This is a genomic window from Dethiosulfovibrio faecalis (assembly GCF_021568795.1).
In the GTDB taxonomy this organism is placed as follows: Bacteria; Synergistota; Synergistia; order Synergistales; family Dethiosulfovibrionaceae; genus Dethiosulfovibrio; species Dethiosulfovibrio faecalis.
This window is the reverse complement of sequence record NZ_JAKGUE010000004.1, coordinates 80,583-102,247: the sequence shown is the minus strand read 5'-3', so window position 1 is coordinate 102,247 and position 21,665 is coordinate 80,583. Positions and strand designations below refer to the sequence as shown.

The 21,665-nt window shown below is 53.4% G+C and carries 18 protein-coding genes; all 18 read left to right on the top strand.

Annotation, left to right across the window (positions count from 1 at the left end):
• Window positions 1-17: 17 nt before the first annotated feature.
• The 18 genes from L2W58_RS05320 to L2W58_RS05235 all read left to right on the top strand — a co-directional run bounded on the left by L2W58_RS05320 (window position 18) and on the right by L2W58_RS05235 (window position 21,663).
• On the top strand, window positions 18-641 hold the full coding sequence (locus tag L2W58_RS05320; RefSeq protein WP_236102160.1) for a class I SAM-dependent methyltransferase: 624 nt from the start codon (window positions 18-20) through the stop codon (window positions 639-641).
• A 257-nt stretch (window positions 642-898) separates the two neighbouring features.
• Window positions 899-1,765, top strand: coding sequence for a phosphate ABC transporter substrate-binding protein (locus L2W58_RS05315; RefSeq protein WP_236102159.1), 867 nt, complete (start codon window positions 899-901; stop codon window positions 1,763-1,765).
• 63 nt (window positions 1,766-1,828) lie between these two features.
• On the top strand, window positions 1,829-2,704 hold the full coding sequence (gene pstC, locus L2W58_RS05310; protein ID WP_236102158.1) for a phosphate ABC transporter permease subunit PstC: 876 nt from the start codon (window positions 1,829-1,831) through the stop codon (window positions 2,702-2,704).
• Window positions 2,701-3,531 (top strand): PstA family ABC transporter permease, encoded by an 831-nt coding sequence (locus L2W58_RS05305; RefSeq protein ID WP_236102156.1) that lies wholly within the window; start codon window positions 2,701-2,703, stop codon window positions 3,529-3,531. Before pstC ends, L2W58_RS05305 begins: the two co-directional genes overlap by 4 nt.
• Window positions 3,528-4,277: a phosphate ABC transporter ATP-binding protein gene (locus tag L2W58_RS05300; RefSeq protein ID WP_236102154.1), complete on the top strand. Its 750-nt coding sequence runs from the start codon at window positions 3,528-3,530 to the stop codon at window positions 4,275-4,277. The genes L2W58_RS05305 and L2W58_RS05300 overlap by 4 nt, the downstream gene beginning before the upstream one ends.
• A 37-nt stretch (window positions 4,278-4,314) precedes the next feature.
• Complete coding sequence (locus L2W58_RS05295; RefSeq protein WP_236102152.1) at window positions 4,315-4,512, top strand: YwbE family protein; 198 nt, start codon at window positions 4,315-4,317, stop codon at window positions 4,510-4,512.
• Between the two features lie 89 nt (window positions 4,513-4,601).
• Window positions 4,602-5,663 carry a DUF2157 domain-containing protein gene (locus L2W58_RS05290; RefSeq protein ID WP_236102150.1) on the top strand — a complete coding sequence of 354 codons (1,062 nt, stop codon included), beginning with the start codon at window positions 4,602-4,604 and terminating at the stop codon, window positions 5,661-5,663.
• Window positions 5,664-5,667: 4 nt separating this feature from the next.
• Window positions 5,668-6,888 (top strand): exonuclease SbcCD subunit D C-terminal domain-containing protein, encoded by a 1,221-nt coding sequence (locus L2W58_RS05285; protein WP_236102148.1) that lies wholly within the window; start codon window positions 5,668-5,670, stop codon window positions 6,886-6,888.
• On the top strand, window positions 6,885-10,469 hold the full coding sequence (locus L2W58_RS05280; protein ID WP_236102146.1) for an AAA family ATPase: 3,585 nt from the start codon (window positions 6,885-6,887) through the stop codon (window positions 10,467-10,469). Before L2W58_RS05285 ends, L2W58_RS05280 begins: the two co-directional genes overlap by 4 nt.
• Window positions 10,470-10,486: 17 nt before the next feature.
• Window positions 10,487-11,989 (top strand): GNAT family N-acetyltransferase, encoded by a 1,503-nt coding sequence (locus L2W58_RS05275; protein WP_236102144.1) that lies wholly within the window; start codon window positions 10,487-10,489, stop codon window positions 11,987-11,989.
• Window positions 11,986-13,128 (top strand): LuxE/PaaK family acyltransferase, encoded by a 1,143-nt coding sequence (locus tag L2W58_RS05270; protein ID WP_236102143.1) that lies wholly within the window; start codon window positions 11,986-11,988, stop codon window positions 13,126-13,128. Before L2W58_RS05275 ends, L2W58_RS05270 begins: the two co-directional genes overlap by 4 nt.
• Window positions 13,125-15,728, top strand: a complete 2,604-nt coding sequence (locus tag L2W58_RS05265) for an acyl-CoA reductase (protein WP_236102141.1) — start codon at window positions 13,125-13,127, stop codon at window positions 15,726-15,728. The genes L2W58_RS05270 and L2W58_RS05265 overlap by 4 nt, the downstream gene beginning before the upstream one ends.
• A 1-nt stretch (window position 15,729) precedes the next feature.
• Window positions 15,730-16,953: an MFS transporter gene (locus L2W58_RS05260; RefSeq protein WP_236102139.1), complete on the top strand. Its 1,224-nt coding sequence runs from the start codon at window positions 15,730-15,732 to the stop codon at window positions 16,951-16,953.
• A gap of 55 nt (window positions 16,954-17,008) precedes the next feature.
• Window positions 17,009-18,250, top strand: a complete 1,242-nt coding sequence (locus L2W58_RS05255; RefSeq protein WP_236102137.1) for an HDOD domain-containing protein — start codon at window positions 17,009-17,011, stop codon at window positions 18,248-18,250.
• 14 nt (window positions 18,251-18,264) lie between these two features.
• Window positions 18,265-20,112 carry an ATP-binding protein gene (locus tag L2W58_RS05250; RefSeq protein ID WP_236102135.1) on the top strand — a complete coding sequence of 616 codons (1,848 nt, stop codon included), beginning with the start codon at window positions 18,265-18,267 and terminating at the stop codon, window positions 20,110-20,112.
• 2 nt (window positions 20,113-20,114) lie between these two features.
• Complete coding sequence (locus tag L2W58_RS05245; protein WP_236102133.1) at window positions 20,115-20,426, top strand: hypothetical protein; 312 nt, start codon at window positions 20,115-20,117, stop codon at window positions 20,424-20,426.
• The gene (locus tag L2W58_RS05240) at window positions 20,416-20,697 is read left to right on the top strand and encodes a DUF7990 family protein (protein WP_005661467.1); all 282 of its coding nucleotides are present in this window, start codon (window positions 20,416-20,418) and stop codon (window positions 20,695-20,697) included. Before L2W58_RS05245 ends, L2W58_RS05240 begins: the two co-directional genes overlap by 11 nt.
• A gap of 21 nt (window positions 20,698-20,718) precedes the next feature.
• The gene (locus tag L2W58_RS05235; protein WP_236102131.1) at window positions 20,719-21,663 is read left to right on the top strand and encodes an ArsA family ATPase; all 945 of its coding nucleotides are present in this window, start codon (window positions 20,719-20,721) and stop codon (window positions 21,661-21,663) included.
• Window positions 21,664-21,665: the final 2 nt, after the last annotated feature.

Genomic DNA, 21,665 nt, shown 5'->3' with positions numbered 1-21,665 from the left:
AATTATGAGGGGAGTTCATGTCTTTGAACGAGAACTACAGGGGGTTTTACGATAGAAAGGCTTGGGAAACCGCTAGAGTTTATGCCGGGGCTACGGAAGGAATCTCCTCTTGGTTTACCAGGGCCTTCCTCGAAGGAGGGAGGATCCTGGACGTGGGGTGTGGATCCGGCAGAGACCTGGATCGTCTCCTAGCCGGGGGATGGGACGGTTTCGGAGTGGACCCTTCTGAGAATTTTCTCCGGGAGGCTCTGAAGCTATATCCCTCACTTGTGGGGCGGGTCTCCGTGGACGGATTGCCCGATCTTGCCTCTCAGATTGACGATTCCTTCGACGGCTTGCTCTGTTCCGCCGTCTTGATGCACCTGCCCGAGGATGTCCTTGAGAGGTCTATGATCTCTCTGGCCAGGGTGCTTCGTCCCGGTGGAACTCTTCTGGTCTCTTTGCCGATGGATGCAGGTGGAGAACCGATAAGGGGATTGGACGGAGATGGTCGATTTTTCAACGGCCTTTCTTCCCGCCGGCTGGGTTTGATGCTTGCCGTTATCGGATTCGATCTTTTGGAGGACTCTCTAAGCGGTGATTCTTTAGGGCGTTCAGATAGAAAATGGTCGACTTCTCTTTATCGTTTCCGGAGAAGATGACCGATTTTTTTCAACGCTCGTGCGGATATATTTCGCTGAAAACGAAGAAACTGTTGGATTTAGGCATCGGAATCGGCTTGGAGCTGGAATCCATTTTCGATGGATTTTCGGATGTAGACGTCACCTGTATCGACATGAATGTTTTTGTCGGTAACCCCCGTTGCTTGAACGAGATCCGGTGTGGGATGCGAAAGTCGGGAAGCTGTGCTATAGTCTCCAAAGGAATTTAGACTATGAATTTTAGGGGGGTAACGTGGATGAGAAGGTTGGTCGTGGCCATCGTGGCTGTTCTAGTGATGGCCTCGTCTGCGATTGCGGGCGGTTTCGACGGCAAGCTGGTCTTCGCCGGGTCTTCTACTTTGGCTCCGGTGATTTCCGAGATCGCGAAGGCTTTTGGCGATAGCTATGGTACTTGGGACAAGGTGGATCAATCTCTGCCTGCCGAAAAGATTCAGATATTCGTGTCGGGAGGAGGTTCGGGAGCCGGTGCCAAGGCCATTCTCGACGGATCCGCGAACTTTGGGATGCTGGCACGTCCCGCGTCGGAAAAGGAGAAACAGTCCATTCCGGGTTATACTCAGTATCTCCTCGGCACCGATGCCCTTACCATATCGGTGAATCCCGAAAACCAGGTTTGCAAGTTGCGCAAGGGATTCACCTCGGAGGAACTGAGGAAGATCTTCAGCGGGGAGATCTCCAGATGGAAAGAATTCGACGATCGTCTCCCTGACGAGGAGATAGTCGTGGTGGTCAGGGATCTCGGCGGCGGTGCCCACGGGGTCTTTCAGAAGGTTATAATGGGGAAGTCTCAGGTGAGAAAGGATGCCATCCAGGCTCCGTCCATGGGCGCCCTTGTGACCAAGATAATAGAGAACCCGAGGGCCATAGGCTACGCCTCCTTCGGGATAGTGAATCAGAACGGCGGGAAACTTGTCCCTATGGCCGTGGATGACGTCGAGCCGACCGCCTCGAACATAACTTCCGGAGCCTATTCCATATCGAGGCCTCTACTCGTTATTTCCAAAGGGGATCTCTCTCCTGCTGAGAAGGGCTTTTCCATGGCTCTCACCGATTCCAAGGCCGTGGAGATCGTCGAGAAAATGGGTTTCGTTCCGGCTAGATAGGGAAAATCGTACGGTAATGGGGCCCTTAAGGGCCCCATTTTATTATCGGGAGGAGGTGGTCTCATGGTAGGACGCCGATTGGAGGATTTCTTTTTTCGATCTTTTGCGACTCTTATCGCGATGTTCTCCGCATCCCTGTTGATTTTTATAGTTCTTTTCATCGCCAAGGAAAGCCTCCCATGCTGGAATTCGACGTCTCCGATTGCGTTTATTTCCGGTTCCGACTGGTTTCCTGTAGGCGACGAACCTGTTTTGGGAATAGCGCCGATGATAGCCGGAACGGTGACGGTGTCGGTTCTGTCCGTATTCATCGCCCTGCCTTTCGCCGTTGGAACCGCGCTGTGGCTTTCCTGCTTCGCAGGTAGGTGGGCGAGACGTGTTATGATTCCGTCGGTAGATCTTTTAGCCGGGATCCCCTCGGTCGTGTTCGGTTTTTTCGGCCTTCTGGTGGTGGTCCCCACCTTAGAGTCCGTCTTCGGGCTTCCGTCTGGAGAGTCGGTGATGGCGGGTGCGATCATACTTGCCATGATGGTGTTGCCCTATATAACGTCGGCATGCGTCGAACATATGGACGAACTAAAAAAACGATACGATGCTGCTTCCAAGGCTCTCGGGGTTGACTCAAGATTTATGGCCTATCGTCTGGTGCTCTCTGGGGCCTTGCGGTCCGTTTGGATCGGGAGTCTTTTGGCTTTAGCCAGGGCGATGGGGGAGACCATGGCGGTAATGATGGTTATGGGTAACTCGCCTTTATGGCCCAGACTTCTGGGAAGGGCGGAGACCATTCCTGCTCTCATAGCCCTGGAAATGGGTGGAGCTTCGGCCGGAAGCCCTCATTCCGCGGCGCTTTACGGGGCCGGACTCGTTCTCATGATTATGATGCTAGCCATGATATTGATTTCTAAAGGATCCCTACGTGGGAGAAGGTGGAAACAATGAGGATTCCCGGAGGTGAGAGGTGGAAGTTGTTCTGTATCTCCTTCCTGTCGGGAGCGGTCTCGGTCGTGTCCTTAGGGACGGTACTGGGAATGATCGGATTCCTGGTTCTGAGAGGTGCGCCGTCTTTGTCGTTTGATTTCCTGACCGGAGAACCGGCAGGTTTCCCGCTGGGGGCCGATGGAGGAATCGCTCCTGCCATAGCCGGGACCCTGTGTCTAGGAGCCGTGGCGGCTTTAAGCGGTGGGTTCCTTGCCCTGGGTACGTCTCTATACCTTTCCGATCGAAAAAACAAAGGTATATTAGCTGCATCTATAAGATTTGCCGTTACTTTGATCGCTGGAACTCCTTCGATCGTCCTCGGTCTTTTCGGTTATTCTTTTCTGGTGGTGACGGCAGGTTTTGGCGTATGTCTTCTGTCGGCCGGGCTGGTCCTGGGAGTGATGATATTCCCATACATGGAGGTTCGTTTCGAGGCTTCTTTCAGACGGCACGGCGATGTGCTTCTGATCCCTTCCGCCGCTTTGGGCGTCAGCCGCACCTGGGGTATGATACACTTGGTTATTCCGGCCTGTGGAGGAGAACTTCTATCCGCCCTGGCACAGTCCGTAGGTTTTGCGATGGGTGCTGCGGCGCCTATAATGTTTACCGGCGCCGTGCTTCATACCGGCATGCCTTCAGGGTTGACCGATCCGGTGATGGCTCTTCCTCTCCATCTGTACATACTGGTAGGCCAGGGAATTTCCTACGAGAACGCCTACGGTACGGCGCTTGTCCTGACGGTCATGGTATTTTTCCTGAATCTCGTTGCCGCTTTCAGAAAGGGATGATCCCTCTGTCTTCGCTGGAACTCAAGAACGTGACCGTGGAATACGGGGACTCGGTGGTGTTGCGGGGGCTGTCTTTCTCTGCTCCGGCAGGCCTTATCACCGCTATAGTGGGGCCGTCGGGATGCGGCAAGACTACTACACTGAAATGTCTTAATCTTTTGGTCTTGGAAGAAGGCGCTCGTTTTTCAGGTCGGCTCCTCCTTGGAGGTCGTCCGGTACGACAGGGCGAGGCCGATAGATTGAGAGAGAGGGTCGGGATGGTTTTTCAGACCCCGACGCCCTTTCCTCTTTCCATAAGGGAAAACATGGCCTATCCGCTTCGTTATTATGGTATGAGAGATCGTGTGAAACGACAGGCCGTAATAGAGGAGAAACTGGATCTTGCCGGATTGTCGGACGAGATCGACGATATGGATCGTCCTGCCGACACTTTATCAGGAGGACAACAGCAGAGGCTGTGTATCGCGAGAGCTCTGACGGTGGAACCGGAAGCTTTACTTCTGGACGAACCATGCTCGGCTCTGGATGTCGGGAACACGGCGAGAATAGAACGTCTACTGATGGGATTGAGAGGCAGGTATACCATCGTCATAGTGACCCATAATCTGGCCCAGGCAAAACGCATAGCGGATAAGACCGTATTCATGCTGGACGGAAACGTGGTCGAGGAAGGACCTACCGAATCGTTGTTTTCCTCTCCTGAAAAGAGGGCGACGGAGGAATATCTGGCCGGAGCGTTCGGATAGTCGGCCTGATGGAATTTTTGACATGGAGGGTAACTGTATGTCGGGAACGATAAGAAGCGATATAAAGCCTGGAATGAGGGTCATGGTAGTACAGAAGCAGGACCAGAGAACCGGAAAGCTTACCGAAGGGGTCGTCCAGGACCTTCTGACGAAAAGCCCCAGCCATCCCCACGGAATTAAGGTTCGACTGGAAGGCGGAGTGGTCGGAAGGGTAAAGGAAATAGTGAAGGACTGAACGGCGGCATCTCTCTTTTTAGGGAGTGCCGTCTTTTTTTGTTGAGTTATAATGGTGGAGTAAAAGACTTTAACCCGGAGGGTCTATTCATGGGCGATAAAGATGTTGTGATGAGGATAACAGGTCTCGACCTGGACGAAGCCGTATCTAAAGGGCTCCTCTCGACGGAAAACAGAGAGGAGCTCGAAGCTTTTTTGGTCGAACGTTCGATAGATAGAGGAGAGGGTCTGGGCTTCGTTAACTTGGCTTACTACCTTGGAGCGATGGTGGTCCTATCTGCTTTGACCTGGTTTGTGGCCGATTCCTGGAATCGTGTAGGAGGGTGGGGGCTCAGCGCCATTGCCTTAGTGTACGGTTGTGGCTTCGCTGCGGCGGGAAGTCGCTTTTACGGTCGTAGCGACACGAGGACGCTGGGGGGACTTTTGATAACCATGTCGGTCTGTCTAACCCCTCTTTTCACCTACGGACTGCAGAAGGCTACCGGACTCTGGACAGGCTCTGCTCCGGGAGAGTATATCGATTTTTTCAACTGGGTGTGGTCCGGTTGGTGCGTGATGGAGATATCTACGGTCCTGGTCGGATTGATAGCCATGAAATACGTGAGCTTCCCCTTTCTGGTAGCTCCGGTCTCCTTCTCCCTGTGGTTTCTCTCTATGGATATAACCCCTCTCTTAGGGGTCGACCATAGGGTGGTCTCTTTGGTGTTCGGGGTTTTTATGATCGGCTTCGCTCTTTGGTGGGATCTGAGAGAGGACGTGGAGGGACGGGAATACGGTTTTTGGCTTCATCTCTTCGGTGCCGTAGCGTTCTGGGGCGGACTTTCCACCATGGACGGAAGGACAGAGCTGAGAAGGGCTCTATATTGTCTGATAAATATCGGGTTCGTCCTGTTCTCACTGTTGGTGGATCGTTCGATATACCTGGTACTGGGAGCGTTGGGTTTTTTCGGTTATCTAGGTCACCTTGCCTGGGTGGTCTTCAAAGACACCCTCTATTTCCCTTTTCTGTTGGTCCTGTTCGGTTTATCCGTTATGTGGCTTGGGCTGTGGTATCACAAAAACAGGAACTCTTTGACCCTCTGGATGGAATCCAGAATGCCCGGTTGGTTTTTGAGGATTCGAGAGATCCGCGGCGATTCGTCGTCGAGGTGATCCCATGAGGTTGCTGCATACGTCCGATTGGCATCTGGGAAAGTCCCTTTGCGGCATGAGGAGAACGGAGGAACAGGCGGAGTTTCTCGATTGGCTTGCCGGCCTCGTACTTAGAGAGTCGGTGGATCTGCTGCTGGTAGCGGGAGATGTCTTCGATACCGGGACTCCCGGAAGCGGCGTCCAGCGACTTTATTACCGTTTTCTGTGTTCGGTTGCCGAAAGTGGCTGTAGCGTCGTCGTGGTGGCCGGCAACCACGATTCTCCGTCGTTGTTGGATGCTCCTTCCGACATATTGGGATACATGAACGTCTTCGTCCTTGGCGTCGCAGATCCGGAGAGGGAGGTCGTCTCCATAGTCGACGGGGACGGCGAGGTAATCGCTCTGGTCGGTGCTGTTCCCTATCTCAGGGAGAGGGACATTCGGCGTTCATCCTGGTCCGACGATCCCATGGATCGCGATAGGGCTTTGGTTTTGGGGATAGAGGAGCATTACTCTAGGATTTTCGAGGCTATGGAGAAAAGAAGCGAGTCCTCGCCCGGTGTACCCAGAATAGCTATGGGGCATCTGTTCGCCGCCGGAGGCAAGGTGAAGGAAGACGACGGAAGCCGGGACCTCTACGTGGGAGGGTTGGGCCGAGTTGGAGCGGATCTCTTTCCCGATTGGTTGGACTACGTCGCTCTGGGACATATTCACGGAGCCCAGATCGTCGGAGGGCGAGAGAGATGTCGCTACAGCGGATCTCCTATGACCCTCGGCTTCGGAGAGTCCGGTACGGAGAAGTCGGTGTATCTGGTGGATCTGGAGGGTTCGGATTTCTCCTGTAGAGCCGTCCCTGTCCCGTCCAAGACGGAGGTCGTCTCCCTGAAGGGGAACAGACATACCCTTTCCGAAGGGCTTTCGGAATTGGTCCTTGCCGGACGACCCTGTCTGGTAGAGGCCGTCCTTTGCGACGATGTCCCATTCTCCAGCCTGATGGAGGATCTGCAATCGATAGTCGACGGTTCGTCGGTAGATCTGCTTCGGGTGAAGGACGGTACCGGTATAAACGGAAACTGGAGTTTCGATGTCTCCGGCGGGTTGGAGAGCATGACGGAGGAAGACGTTTTTTTGAGGAGGCTGGAGGGGGTTCCCCTGGAACAGGACGTCAGGGATAGTTACGTCGCCATGTTCCGTGAAATTCTTCAGGGTGTTATGGACCAGGATGAAGAGGAGGCGATGTCGTGAGACTCCTGAGACTTCGATTCGAAAACCTCAATTCTCTGGAAGGACGATGGTCCATAGACTTCAGGGATCGAAGATATCTTGACGATTGTCTCTTTGCCATAGTGGGCCCCACCGGTTCTGGCAAGTCCACCGTTCTCGACGCCCTGTGTCTGGCCCTCTACGGCAGGACTCCCAGATTGAGCAGGGTAACCGGTTCGGAGAACGAGATAATGAGCAGAAAAACCGGGGAGTGTTTTGCTCAGGTCGAGTTCGAGGCAGGAGGAGAGCCATATCTCTGTATCTGGAGCCAACACCGTTCCAGGAAATCTCCTTCCGGAAAGCTGCAACAGCCGACTCACCTACTGTCCCGTTCGGATGGGGAGGTCCTGGAGTCCGCCTTGAGCAAAACTTCCTCTGCCGTCTCCGATCTGACCGGCCTGGATTTCGATCGCTTTACCAGATCGGTTCTGCTTGCCCAGGGCGGTTTTGCCGCTTTTCTGGACGCCTCTCCCGGAGACAGGGCTCCTCTCCTCGAGAGGATCACCGGGACGGAGATCTTCAGTCGAATATCCATCGCCGTTCACGAAAGAAAGAGGAAGGAGGAGGAGGTCCTTAAGGATCTGGACGACCGTCTTTCTTCCGAGGGTGAAGACGGTCCATCCTGCGAAGAGGTGAAGAGAGATCTCGAAGGATTGGAAGTCGATATAGAGAGGATCTCCTCGGATCTGAAGGATATGGAGACTAGGATTGGCTCTCTTCGGGAAGGGGAAAGACTGGAGTCGGAGATAAAAAATATCAAGCTTTCAATCGCGGGCCTGGAGGAGGAGAGACTCTCCAGAAAGATCGACCTGGGCCGTTTGGAGAGATATAGGAGCGCTCAACCCCTAGCCGCTCCCTACGAAAGACTTTCCTCCATCAGGGAACGCCTCGCCGAGTTGGATTCTTCCCTCCTGGAAATAGATAGGTCCATAGAATCAGCTTTCTCCGAGATAAAGGCCCGGAAGGAAGAAAGCGAACGTCTGTCGTTCGAGATCGGAGAGATGGAGATCGAGAGAGAGCGATCGATCCCTATATGGCGGAAGGCCAGGGACATGGACAGTCATATCGGATCTCTGCGTTCCTCCCTGTCCGAGAGGGAAAGGGCAAGAGACGAGGAGAGGAAAGGCCTGTCTAAGATCGAGGGGCAGATTCTTGTCGTGGAAAGACAACTCGAGGCTCTGGAGAAGAGCAAAAATCTCTGGAGTCTCAGGATGGAGCGAATACAGGGCTGGGGTCCACTGGTTCCCCGGTTTCCTGATTTAGAGGAACGACTGAGGAGGTTTAGGGCACTGTCCACCGAGCTGGAGTCCCTGGAGGGGCGCCTCCCGGGATTATCGACGGAGGTGGTCGAAATGTCCTCCGACCTCGATCGGTCCAGGTCGGAGCTGGAAGGTCTGACCTACGAAGTCGAGTCGCTGGAGAAATCCAAGGTCCGTCAGGATTCCCGTCTGGGACGCCTTCTATCTGGACGTCCCATCTCGGAATGGAGGGCCATGGAAGCCTTTTTCCGTCGTGCAAACTCGCTTTTCGAAGGAGAGTCCAGGTCTGTCGAACTGGAAAAACAGATAGTTGCGTTGAGGGCCGGTCTCAGGAAAAAAGAGGCGGATCTTACGGTTCTTTCGGAGAAAGAGGGTCTTCTCGACTCCTTGGTAGAATCTTTGGATAGGAGAAGGGATGATAGGGCGAGGACAATTTCGATGGAGGAACAGAGGGGCTCTCTGGTCGACGGATGCCCCTGTCCCCTCTGCGGGGCACTCCATCACCCTTATTCGTCGGAGGTACCCGATTTCGACGATGGATTGGACGAGGAGTGGCGCTCCAGAAAATCCGAACTGTCCCGGCTGAGAGACGAGAAAATCAGGCTCGAGACTACGGTCGAGGCTTCGTCTGACCAGCTGAAAAGGCTGGAGTCGGAGAGATCCGAGCTTCTGAGGTCTATCGGAGACGAGAGATCTGCCCTGATGTCATCGGCGGAGTCCTTGTCCGTATCGATTCCTTCCGACGAAGGCAAATCTCTTCTTGAAAAAAGACGGCTGGAGAAGAGACTTGCGCTTTTGGACAGGATATCGGAGATCAGGGATAAAAAAAGAGGGAGGCTGGAGAAGCTCAGATCCTCCATCGGAGAAAAGGAGAGGGCGGTACATCGTATCGAACTATCCCTGTCCGAGCTGGAAAACCGTCTTCGCGTCGCCAGGGAGGAAAAAAGTCGACTTGCCGGAGATCTCTCCTCGGTAAAAATCTCCCTTGAGGCGGACCTGACTACGGTCGGTCTGGATATCGGGGACGATCTGGAGACAGAGATCTCCGAAGGAGTCCGGGAATTCGAGAAAGTGAGCAGTTCTCTTGATTCCTTGTTGGATAGTCAGACCGGGCTTCTTGCCGAGAAGAGGGGGCTGGAGTCGGAGCGCTCCTCCCTCTTCAGCCGATTGAAGGACCTCTCTGAGGGGATAAAGAATAGAGAGGAAGAGATAGCCAAGCAGCTTGTCGAGAGGGAGACGTTGTTTTCGGGGAACCCCGACGTGGCCGAGGAGGATTTCGACGCAAGTTTGAAGGAGCTTTCCTCGGAATCGGAGAGAGTTAACCGTCTCTTGGCGGTGTCGGAAAGACAGCTTGACTCTTACAAAGAGTCGAGGGGTAAGATATCGGATGATGCGGCGTCGATGAAATCGGAACTTGCCTCGGCCGAGGTCGCCTTTGGAGATCTCTGTAAAAAGGAAGGCCTTTCCGGTGAGCTCGATTTCGTCGCCTCCTTTCGCGATCAGGACGACATGGAAAAGCTTTCTCTCTGGATGGAGGATTGGAGAAACAGAAAAAACACCGCCGAGGCCAAGCTATCCGATCGTAAGAGCAGAAAGGGCTCCATAGGAGAACTCGACGGGGAAGATCTCCGATCCGTCGAGGCGAAGGCGGACGCTCTGAGATACGAAAGGGACCGTGAACTGGCTGAAAAAGGGCGGCTGAATGCCGAACTGAACAGGGTAAAAGAGATGGAAAAAATCAGATCTGAGCTGAAGTCCAGACTTAAGGAGCAGGTTTCGAAAGTCGAGCTTTGGCGAGGTCTTCACGGTCTGATAGGATCGGCCGACGGGAAGAGATTTCGGTCTTTCGCCCAGGGGATAGCCTTCAATACCCTGATATTCCTCGCCAACGGCGAGCTTCGAAGGATGACGGATCGGTATGTCTTGCTCCCCAAGGAGGACGAGCCTATGGAGCTTCTAGTCAAGGACTTCTACCAGGCCGGTGAGATACGGTCTACCAGAAACCTGTCCGGAGGAGAGCGTTTTTTGGTCAGTCTATCCCTAGCCCTGGGGCTCTCCGATATGTCCAGTCGTAAGGTTAAGGTTGACTCGTTGTTTCTGGACGAGGGGTTCGGCACATTGGACGAAGCCTCTTTGGACCAGGCGCTAGAGGCCTTGTCTGAGCTTCGGCGGGGCGGTAAGCTCATAGGCGTGATATCCCATGTCTCTGCGATAAGAGAGAGGATCGGGGCCCGGATAAGGGTGGAACCTTCGGGAGGAGGCAGAAGCCGTTTGAGCGGCCCCGGAGTTTTACGAGAAAGGTAAACAGAAGGAGGAAGGTTATGGCTGGAGAGTCGTTGCGATCGTCGGTTTCGTTGCCCACGGATCTGACGTATCTGGAACCCCTTGAGGGATTTGTCAGGGGACTGTGCAGGGTCGCGGGGTGCGACCAGAGGGACACGTCCATGGTGGCGTTGGCGGTCGAGGAGGCGGTCAGCAACGTCATCCAGCATGGATATGGCCAGGGCGAGACGGATGTCTTCGACGTTTCCTTCGATGTGGGCGCAGCTGGCATAGTCGTAGAGGTCCGCGATAAGGGAGTTCCCTTCGACCCCGAGTCGGTTTTATCGAAGAGGTCTTTTTCGGAGGGAATTGCTCAAGAGAGCGGGATAGGCATAAAGTTGATGAAGGGCGCCATGGACAGGGTGGAGTTCCTCAATCTAGGCAAGGGTGGAAAATTGGTCAGGATGACCAAGTACTTTCGTCACAGGAGAATAGACAGCTACTTTTCCGATGGGGACTTGGTCGAATCGCCCAGAGAGGAGTCTTTTTTCGGTCCATTCGAGGTCCGAGCCATGAAGCCGGAGGAGGCTTTGGAGATATCTCGCTGTGCCTATCGAGCCTATGGTTACAGCTACAGAGAGTTTGTATACTACCCGGAGAGAATAAGAGAGCTCAACGAAAGCGGAATGATGAAGTCCTTCGTCGCAATCGATTCCAGGAGTTCCCTCGTGGGACATCTGGCCCTTTCGTTTTCCGACCCCGATTCCGTCATAGCCGAGATGGCGGCGGCCTTCGTAAATCCCTCCTGTAGAGGACAGGGGATTCTCGGGATGATGAACGAGATGGTCATGGCGGAGGCGGAGAGGTCGGGCCTTCAGGGATTGTTCGTCCATGCCGTGACCAGTCACGTAGCTTCACAGAGGGGAGCAGCCAAGTCCGGTTTCATGTCTACCGGGATCCTTTTGGGAGCGTTGTTCTCAGACTTGAACTTCAAGGCCCTGGCTGGAGAGGTGAGGCAGAGGGAGAGCGCGGCGATTATGTATCGTCCTCTGTGCCATCGTACTGATTACGATATATGGGTTCCCGATAGATACGTGTCCATCGTGTCCGCCATAGTCGCTTCCTGTGGGGTGAACGGGAAGGTCCGATCGTCGCCAGTCTCCCTTCCTGAGAGATCCTACAGAAGAGGAGAGGGTAATAGGGCCTACAAGGTGGGCGAGTTCAACTTCGGGGAGATAAGAATAGTGGATTTCGGCCAGGATTCTTTGACGGAACTGCATCAAAGGTTGAGGGAGTTTCGCAGGGATCGGCTAGACGTCGTGTACCTTTATCTGGACGCGGAGATCCCCGAGGCCGTGCCCTTCGCCGAAGGATGCCGCCGAATGGGATTCGTGTTTTCCGGGTATCTCCCGGGAGAGCTGAGAGGACACGATGCCTTGATCCTTCAGTATCTAGACGAAACGTCTTTGGACCCGTCTAGGATAAATATCGCCGATAAGATGGGCCAGGAAATACTGGAGTTTATAGTTGCCGAGATGGACGAAAGGGAGGAGTCTCTATGAGAGAGTTCCCAGCGGTGGACGCTTACAGTTATATCGATAAAGCCTTTGGCCGTACCGAGGAATCGGATAGGCTTTTCCTCGAGGCAGTAAAGGAGAACTATCTGTTTCAGCTCAGTTGTCAGCCCTACGTGAGAGCCCTTATGGATAGATACGATTTTTCTCCGGAGGATCTGAAGGGGCCGGAGGATATATTGAAACTTCCCCCTATTTTCGTGGATACCATGAAATACCATCGTTTTATCTCGGTTCCGGAAAAGAACGTTATCATGACCCTGACCAGTTCTGGGACCAGCGGGCAGGTCACCCAGGCGTTGTTTGACCGGCCCGGTGTGGAGAGGATACAGCGTATATCCAGCAAGATATTTAACGACGTAGGGTTCTGTTCGTCCAGACCTGCGGGGTATCTCATGTTCAGCTATGCCAGAGAGGACGCCCAGTCCGTCGGTACCAGTTGGAGCGATGAGCAAGAGATGAAGTGCGCTCCCGTGTCGGATGAGATATGGTTGCTTCGTAAGGATGAAGACGGAAGATTCGACTTCGATCCCGAAGAGGCTGTCGATGCCCTTGTGGATATGTCCGAGAAGGGGCCTGTGCGTCTTCTCGGGTTCCCCTCTTTCATATTTCAGACCCTGGAGGAATTGGATAGACAGGGAAGGTCGATTCAGGTCGATGGAGACAGTTTCGTCATAGCCGGTGGAGGCTGGAAAAACCATGCGGGGGTGCCTATGACGCAGTCCGAGTTTGCCTCCGAACTGGAGAGGAGGATAGGACTTCCCAAAGAGAACGTCAGGGACCTCTACGGAATGGTCGAGCATGGCATACCCTATTGTTCCTGTCCGATGGGCCATCACCACGTTCCCGTGTTTTCCAGGGTGGCGGTCCGTCATCCTGTGACCATGGAATTTCTGCCTCACGGGGAGGAAGGGTTGCTTCAGCTGGTATCGCCTTGGAATGTCGCTCAGCCGAACTGTTCTATACTGTCTTCCGATTTGGTCCGGGTCGAGAAAGACTGTCCTTGCGGTATTCCTGGCGAGTATATCGCTTCGATAAGAAGAGGCGGTAAGAAAAAACACAAGGGCTGTGCCATCGCAGCCCAGGAGATACTGGATAAAGTACGTGCCGATAGGGAGGGACGATGAACTTGGATAGCATGAGACATTTTATTTTCGGAGAGTGGCGGGAACTCCCGCTCGATCTACCTCTCGACGAGGCCCGTAGCGTCTTCGACCGCGGTGCTATGGCGGAACGGCTGAAAAAATTCTCCTCCATATCGGTGGACGAGGTTATCTCTCTGTTGGATAGAGTGGGAACCAGGCTTACCTCCCCTGGGCCTTACAGGGATCGGATAATGGATACTATGCCGGACGTCACGGGGTTTTCACCTTCCATGGTCGAGATCGGGATAGATGTCCTGAAAGGACTGCTTTCCAGGGGAGCCCTGGAGGAGCGCCTGGCTTGCCTAGGGGATCGCAGGGTCCTGGATTGCTGGACCGAGAGCGGAGGCAGTCCCATAAGGGCTGTCCCTCTCGGGTGTATATGCCATATAGCGGCGGGCAACATCTTCCTTGGATCGATCGACTCTCTCGTGATGGGGATGATAACCAAGAACCTGAACGTCCTCAAGATCTCGAGGCAGGATCCGATATTTCCTTTTATATTCCTAGAAGCCCTTCTTGAGGAGGACCATGGGGGAAAAATATCGTCCTCCATAGCCGTCACATCCTGGAGTCATTCCAACGAGGGGATCATGGACCTCGTAGGCAGGAGGTTCGACGGGATACTGCTCTTTGGAGGAGAGGAAGCCGTCCGTTCCTACAGATCCGTGGCGTCTCCGGGAACTGAGGTGCTGGCGTTCGGTCCCAAAATCAGCTGGGGACTGATACGGGAGGGTCTTTCCGAAGAGGAACTGGATGAGGCGATCAAAGGGTTTGCCATGGACGTCTCTTTATGGGAGCAGAGGGCCTGCACCAGCTGCCAGAATCTCTTCGTAGAGGGACGCGATTTGGTCGACAGAGTCGCCGAAAAACTTCACGATGAGTTATCCTCTCTGGAAGAGTCGATTCCGCAGGATAGGCTTTCTATAGACGATGCCGTGGATATACTCAGAGAGAGAGAGCAAGCTTTTTGGGATCAGGTTCACGGTAACAAGAAGCTTTTTCAGGGATTGGGACATACCGTTGTGTTAGGTCAGGGCGCTAGGCTTTTGCCGTCTCCTTTAAATCGGACCGTTTTCGTCTCTGCCATAAGGGATATCGATGAGCTGGCGAAGGGAGATATCCTCGACATGGGGTATTACATGTCAACCGTCGGTTTGGCCGTTCCTGACGTTATCTTGGACGAGACCATAGAGGCACTTCAAAGGCTTGGGGTTCGGCGCTTCTGTCTTCCTGGGACTATGGGGTTGGGGGCCGACGGAAAAGCATCTCACGATGGCATTCATATAGCACTCAGTTTGGTGCGGCTTATAAACAGGGAGGATATCTCGAGAGATGGATTGGGGCTCAACTGGGTCTCTAAAGACAGACGAACAGAGTTGCTCCTGGGAAGGCTGAATCGGGTGCTCTCTGAGGCAGTGAAGGCTCCTTTCTACAGGGAAAAATACAGGGATCTGTCTCTTCCTCTGAAAAACCTTTCTGCCTTTGCCGAGCTTCCCTGCATGGAGAAGAGCGACCTGGAGGAAAATTGTTATCCCTCCAAAGAGATGTTGACCGATCCAGATTTGGGTGGGTACGTCTTCTCCTCCGGTGGGACCTCCGGTCATCCCAGACTGCTCCGCTGGACTTCGTCGGAGTTCCGAAAATCAGCGGAGGTGCTGGGAAGGGGGTTTAGGACTCTCGGAATAGGTCGGGACGATGTGGTGGCGAACCTGATGGTGGCCGGTTCCCTCTACACAGGATTTTTAGCGGTCAACGGAGGACTGGAGGAAACGGGATGTACGGTGTTGTCTATGACGGCCAACCAATCTCCGAAGGATACGGTCGATCTTCTGTTCGAGCTGTCTCCTTCGGTCGTGATGGCCATGACGAGCACTCTGGTGGAACTTGCCGAGGAGGCTTTGAAAAGGGGAGGGCTCCATCTGGATAGAGTCTTCTACACGGGAGAGACCATGGGGAAGTCGTCCATGGCCTTGCTGGAAAAGGCCTTTTCTCCCAACCGTGTAGGTTCTCTATCCTACGGGGCGGTGGAGATAGGTCCCTTGGCGTTTCAATGTCCTCATTGCAGACATGACGAATTTCACGTGGACGAGTCGTGGGCTTACGTCGAGATAGATGACGATGGCGAGCTCTACGCGACCACCCTGGAGAGGTCTCTTCAGCCGATAATAAGATATCGATTGGGTGACAGGGCGGAGTGGATAGGCGAGGCCTGCGATTGTGGCAGAAAGGCCCCCCGTTTCAGGCTTATGGGCAGATCTGACGACTCGGTCCGTCTTCTCTACAACGATCTTTATCTTAAGGATCTGGACGGCACTGTATCGCTTTTCTCCGGGCTTTCTCCGATCTATCAGGTCGTGGTGGAGGACGGTTCGAAGGGACCGGACGTCACCATAGCGGTGGAAGGAGACGACTGTTCGATCGAAGAGGAGTTCCTCCGGATTCTTAAAGAAAAATCGTCTCAGTTCGACCATCTCCCCGATTTCGGATGTCCGGTCAAGCTGTCGGTGGTTCCGAGAGGTACGATAGAGAGGCTTGGAAGGACGGGAAAGGTCCGCCGCATAGTGGATCGGAGGAGCCGTTGAGGTGAAATTTAAGGCATTGAAAGGACATCCTCTGGTCAGGTTCGGTGATTTTAGGCGGTTCTTTCTGGCCCGTTTCGTGTCCTCCATAGGGGATAAATTTTTCGCTATAGCCCTGTCTTGGTGGGCCGTCAACGACGCGGGCCCTAATGGGCCGATGCACCTCGGTTTTCTCATGGGTATAACCTTACTGCCTGCTGTGGTGTTGGGGCCGATATCCGGGACCCTGGCGGATCGATACAGCCGTAAGACCTGTATGATCGTGGCAGATTGTGCAAGATTGGCTGTTATGTCGGTCATGACGGGGTTGTTGATAATCGGAGAGATCCCTTTGCCCTTGATGTACCTCTTGGTGTTGGTCCTTTCATCCTTTATGCCTCTCTTCGAGGCCTCCGCCAACGGATGTCTCGAGGCCCTGACCGACGAAGAGAGCCTGTCTGCTGCCGCGGCGGTAAACTCGTCCGTCGTCGAGCTGTCGAACGTCTTAGGCGCGGCCTTGGGCGGTGTGGCTCTGGCCGCTTTGGGCACCGCCGGAGCGTTCGGTGTCGACGGGGTTACGTTTCTTCTCTCTTTATTCTTCATCGTGACGATAGGGAATCCACTTCGTCCCGAAAGGTCGCCGGTCTCCTCGATAGAGGGCGGCATGAAAGAGCTTTTACTGTGGCTGCGAAGCAACGGCGACGTTTTGGGGTATCTCTGTCTTTTCGGAGGGCTCAACTTTTTTGCCGCTCCGTTGATGGTGTCGGTCCCTATGATGGTCAAATACGGTTTCGATGGCCCTGTTTCCTGGGTGGCTTTTCTCGAGGGGAGCCTTGCCCTCGGATCGGTAGTGGTGGCGATGTCAGTGAGCTTCCTTTCTTCCGGGTCGGTATCTCGAAGGGTTTTCTGGGGTATCCTCACGACCGGTCTCGCGATGGCTGCCTTCGCCTCGTCTTCCGGGCTTGCCGGAGGAGTTCAGTCGGTGTTCGTTGCCGGGGGAGGTCTGGCTTTGGTAAACGCCGCTGCTATGGGATATTTTCAGAGAAGGGTTCCCGACTCTATGAGGGGGCGTTTTTTTGCCGTTCTAACCGCCGTTGCCTATTCGGTTATGCCCGCCGCCCTTGTGGTGAACGGCGTGGTATGCCAGATATGGCCTGTGAGGGCGGTTCTCGCGGCTGATGGAGCGATAGTTGCTTTGATGGGAGCTCTTGTATGGCGGATTCCGGGGGCGATATCCGGTAGAAACTGATCGGTCTTCTCCCTCTGTGATAGTATAGAGAAAGCATTCGGAGGGAGATGATCCTATGACTTTACTGCGGGTGGATAAGCTCAAGGAAGGTATGGTCGTAAAGGGAGATGTAATGGCTCCTTCCGGAAGGTTGGTAATGCCGGTCGGCACGAAGCTGGAGAATAAACACGTTCGGTTGCTTAAAAGCTGGGGAGTGGTGGAGGTCGAGATAGAGGGAGGCCCTCAACCGGAGAGTTTGCCCAAATTGCCTCCTATGTCCAGAGAGGCCATGACCAAAGGTGCGAGCTATCTGGATCATCTATATTCCCTCTGTGGTAGAGGATCGCCGGTGTTAAAGGAGATGTTCCGTATCTCCACTGTGAGGATAATGGCTCTGATAGCCGAAAAAGGCATGTCGGCGCTCCCCGATATATCCTATATGGACGATCTGGACGATGTATCCTATTCCGAGTCGATCGATTTGTCGATATCCCTGTTGGTAGGGAAGCAGACCAAGCTTTTTTCCTTTTCCGAGACGTACCGTCAAATCGTCGAGGTCCTTCGCTCTCCCAGGAGTTCATCCGCCCATATCGCTCAGGTCGTGGAGAAGGATACCAGCCTGTCCGCTAAGCTCCTCAGAATAGTTAACAGTGCCTACTACGGTTTCCCCTCAAAGATAGGTTCGATCCAAAGGGCGGTCACCGTGCTTGGAGGCAGGGAGCTTACCACCTTGGCGGTCGGAGTGACGGCAATACGTTATTTCTCCGGTTTATCCCAAAACGTTATAGATATGGATCGTTTTTGGCGTAATTCCGTGGCCTGCGGTGTCTTCGCCAGGCTTCTGGCAGGAGAGAAGCATCTTCTATCGGATAGCCATTTTTTTCTGTCAGGGCTACTCCGCGACATCGGCCTGCTTCTACTGCTGGGAGAGTGTCCGGACTTCATGGGGAAGCTCTTGGATAGAGTCAGCTACAAGAAAGTTTCTTTGCCGGTGTGCGAGAGAGAGGCGTTCGGGTTTTCTCATTCCTTTTTGGGAGCTGCCCTGCTTTCGGAATGGCAGGTTCCGCCCTATCTCATAAGCACCATAAAGTACAAGGATAACCCCTTGGCCTCCGAGGATGTGTTGGAATCCTCCATTTTACACGTGGCCGATGTGCTGTCCTTTGCGATGGGTTACGGTTGGAGTCCTATAATTCCGGTTCCATCGCTGGATCAGGAGGCCTGGGACTACCTCGAGCTGTCTCACAACGTATTGGATACCCTGACTGCCAGGGCCAACAGACAGATAAGCGAGATCGTAGGAAGCTTCATAGGCTGAATCGGAGAGATTGCATGATCGATCTTAGAAAAAGACTCGACTATCTGGAAAGGGAGAGGGACAGGGTCATAGCTTCTCTGGACTCTGTCTTGAGTTTCAACAGTCGATCCTCCATGATAGGGGAATCGACGACGCAAATCGGTCTTTTGACCGACGCTTCCGCGAAGCTTCGGCGACTATGTCGTTTTATATGTGTGTCTTTCTACCTCGTGGATAGAGAGGACCAGGCTTTCTATCAGGCTTTCTGCGATGACCCCGAGTGGGGCGACTTCGTCGAGGCCGAGAGAGATGAATTGGTCGACGATGGAACCTTCGCCTGGGTCCTGGGCAGAACCCAACCTACCGTACTGAGTTCAAACGACGGCCGTTATAGCCTGATGCTTTGTTCTCTGTCGACTGCATCTAGAATAATGGGAATGTTTGTCGCCGTCGTCGAAAGGGAGAAGGGCTATATGGACGATATCTCCCTTTCTTTTCTGGCGTTGGTATTGAACATAACGTCCATTTCCCTTCAAAATCTCGAACTTTACAGCCTTGTCCATGAGCTGAACGAGGACTTGGAGAAAAAGGTATCCAGCCTGACCGAATCGGAAAAGAGGTTGACAGATTATCAGCGGAATCTTGAGGACCTGGTCAAGCGTAGGACCGCCGACCTGGAAAGCACTCACGACGAACTTCTCCTCGCCAAAGAGAGGGCCGAAGCGGCCAACGCCGCTAAAAGCGCTTTCCTGGCCAACATGAGTCACGAGATCCGCACCCCTATAAACGTGGTCCTCGGTATGACGAATTTGGCCTTGGAGTCCACCGATATTCCGGATGGCCCTAGAGAATATCTTGAAGACGCCAGGTTGGCCGGTAGAGAGTTGCTGAAGCTTATAGACGGGATACTGGATCTGTCGAGGGTCGAGGCCGGGGAGATGACTCTTTCTCTTGAGTCCTGCGATCTTTACGCATTGTGCCGTACCGTTATCGATATGACAAGGGTAGGGAACAGTTCCGACGAGCTTGCGATAGAGCTTGTTTTCGACGATTATGCACCTAGACGGGTAAAATGCGATAGGTTACGTCTGAGACAGGTGCTTTCGATCCTGACGGAGAATGCCGTTAAATTTACAGAGAGAGGTTCCGTGACGTTGATAGTCTCCATGGTTCGTCGTTCCGAGGGAGAGGCTACGATTCGTTTCGCCGTGAAGGACACAGGCATAGGTATATCGGAGGATAAGAGGGACCATATATTCGGGACCTTCTATCAGGTAGATGACTCTCGATCCAAGAGGCATAAGGGGGCTGGTCTCGGTCTGTCCATCGCCAAGCAAATAGTGGAGATCATGGGAGGTCGTCTGTGGTTGAAGAGCGAGGAGGGAAAGGGGAGCACCTTTTTCGTGGACGTGCCTCTTCCCGTCTTGACCGATGAGCCCCATCCTCCGGATGTGGAGGATGGTTCGGTTGTTACCGCCGATAATATGGAGACCCCTCGCGATTTGACAGTCCTGTTGGTAGAGGACAACATGTTGAACCGCAAACTGGCGGAAGCCATGATGGCAGAGTTCGACTGGACTATCGACGTCGCAGAGGACGGCTTCAAGGCGGTGAAGGCGGTATCGGACAAAAAATACGACCTCGTGCTGATGGACGTTCAAATGCCCGGCATGGATGGGCTGGAGGCGACCAGGACTATAAGATCCATGGAGAAAAGAGGACTTATATCCTATCGTCCGATAATAATAGCCATGACGGCCAATGCGATGAAGGGTGACAGGGAGATATGTATCGATTCGGGAATGGACGACTATCTCTCTAAACCCCTCAATCGGGATTTGATGATGAAGACTATTACGTCGGCTTTGATGTCCGGGGGATGACGATGGATCGATCTATAGTAGAGCTGAAGAAATGTGCCATATGCGACAGGGCTTTTTGGGGTGGCCCCGAGGACATGGCCTGTGGATCCTGTCGAGAGGAATACGATAAGCTCCGGGAAGCGGTGAGAGAGTATCTTTGGCATCAGCCCATGCAGAAGGCTACCTTGGAGAGAATTGAGACCGATCTGGGAATCCCTCCCAGGGTGGCTAGGATGTTGTTGAAAGATCCTAGATTCAACGGTCTTGACGATGGAGAAACAGCCAAAGATGGCCTCGAAGAAGAGGAAAAGAGGAATTTTAAACATGGTCGGTAGAATAAAAAAAATATTGTATTATGCCAAGCTTTTTATGTTCGGGACTTTCTTGGACAAACGTAGTGCCGTTGTTAGAAAAGAGGCCTTCGACGAGAACGACGATCTCATGTTGCTTCTCTTCGGCGATTATCTCGGTATACCGAACCCAATCTCCTATTATATGCTCGAGCTGTTGCCCTACGTTGCGTCCGATATGGATGCCTGGGAGAGGCGTATTCAGAACAGAAAGATGATTTTGGCCGAGAAAGCGGCTCAATTCGATTTCGATTGATCTTAGGACGGAGGTCTAAACATGTATCGTAGATATACCTTCTTCGGAGGAAAGGGCGGAACCGGAAAGACGACCTGTGCCGCCTCCTACGCTCTCTCCTTGGCACGTCGGGGTGTAAGGACCTTGGTGGTGTCGACCGATCCTGCTCATTCTCTGGCGGACGCAATAGGATCTCCGATCGGTAGCGAGGTCGTGGAGGTGGAAAAAAATCTCTGGGCCCTGGAGATAGATGCGGAGCTTGAGGCGAAGAAATACATGGAGTCAATCCAGCAACAGATGCTTCACATAGTCAGTGCGGCGATAGTCGAGGAGATAAAACGTCAGCTCCGTATCGCATACCTCTCTCCCGGTGCGGAAGAGGCAGCTATATTCGACAGGTTTATCGATTTGATGGAGGAGGCGGGGGATAAATACGACGTAATAGTCTTCGATACCGCTCCCACCGGACATACCCTCAGGCTTTTGACCCTTCCCGAGGTGCTGGAGGTTTGGATCGACCATCTGATAAAAAAGAGAACCAAGGCCATGGATCTGATGAGACTGGCGGCCAGATACGAGAAGGAGCTTCAGGAAAAGCTCAAGGACGATCCTATATTTAACATTCTTTCCCGTCGCCGAGATAGATTCCAGAGAGCCAAAGACCTGCTCACAGATCACGGTAACTCAGTCTTCCATTTCGTTTTGAACGCGGAAAAGATGCCCATTCTCGAGACGGAAAGGGCTATAAAATTGCTAAAGGAGTTCGATATAAAGGTAGGCTCTGTGGTGGTCAATAGGATCATCCCCCCTGAAGCCGGGGCTTTCTTCGAGAAGCGCAGAGAGGCTCAGGATGGGTATCTCAAGACCATAGAGGAAAGGTTCGGAGTGTATGGTGTCGTTCGTATACCTATGTTGGAGTCCGACATTCAGGGAGTGACGCAGCTGGAGTCCCTCTCCGAGTCGATAAAGGAAGTCGAGGGGCTATGATA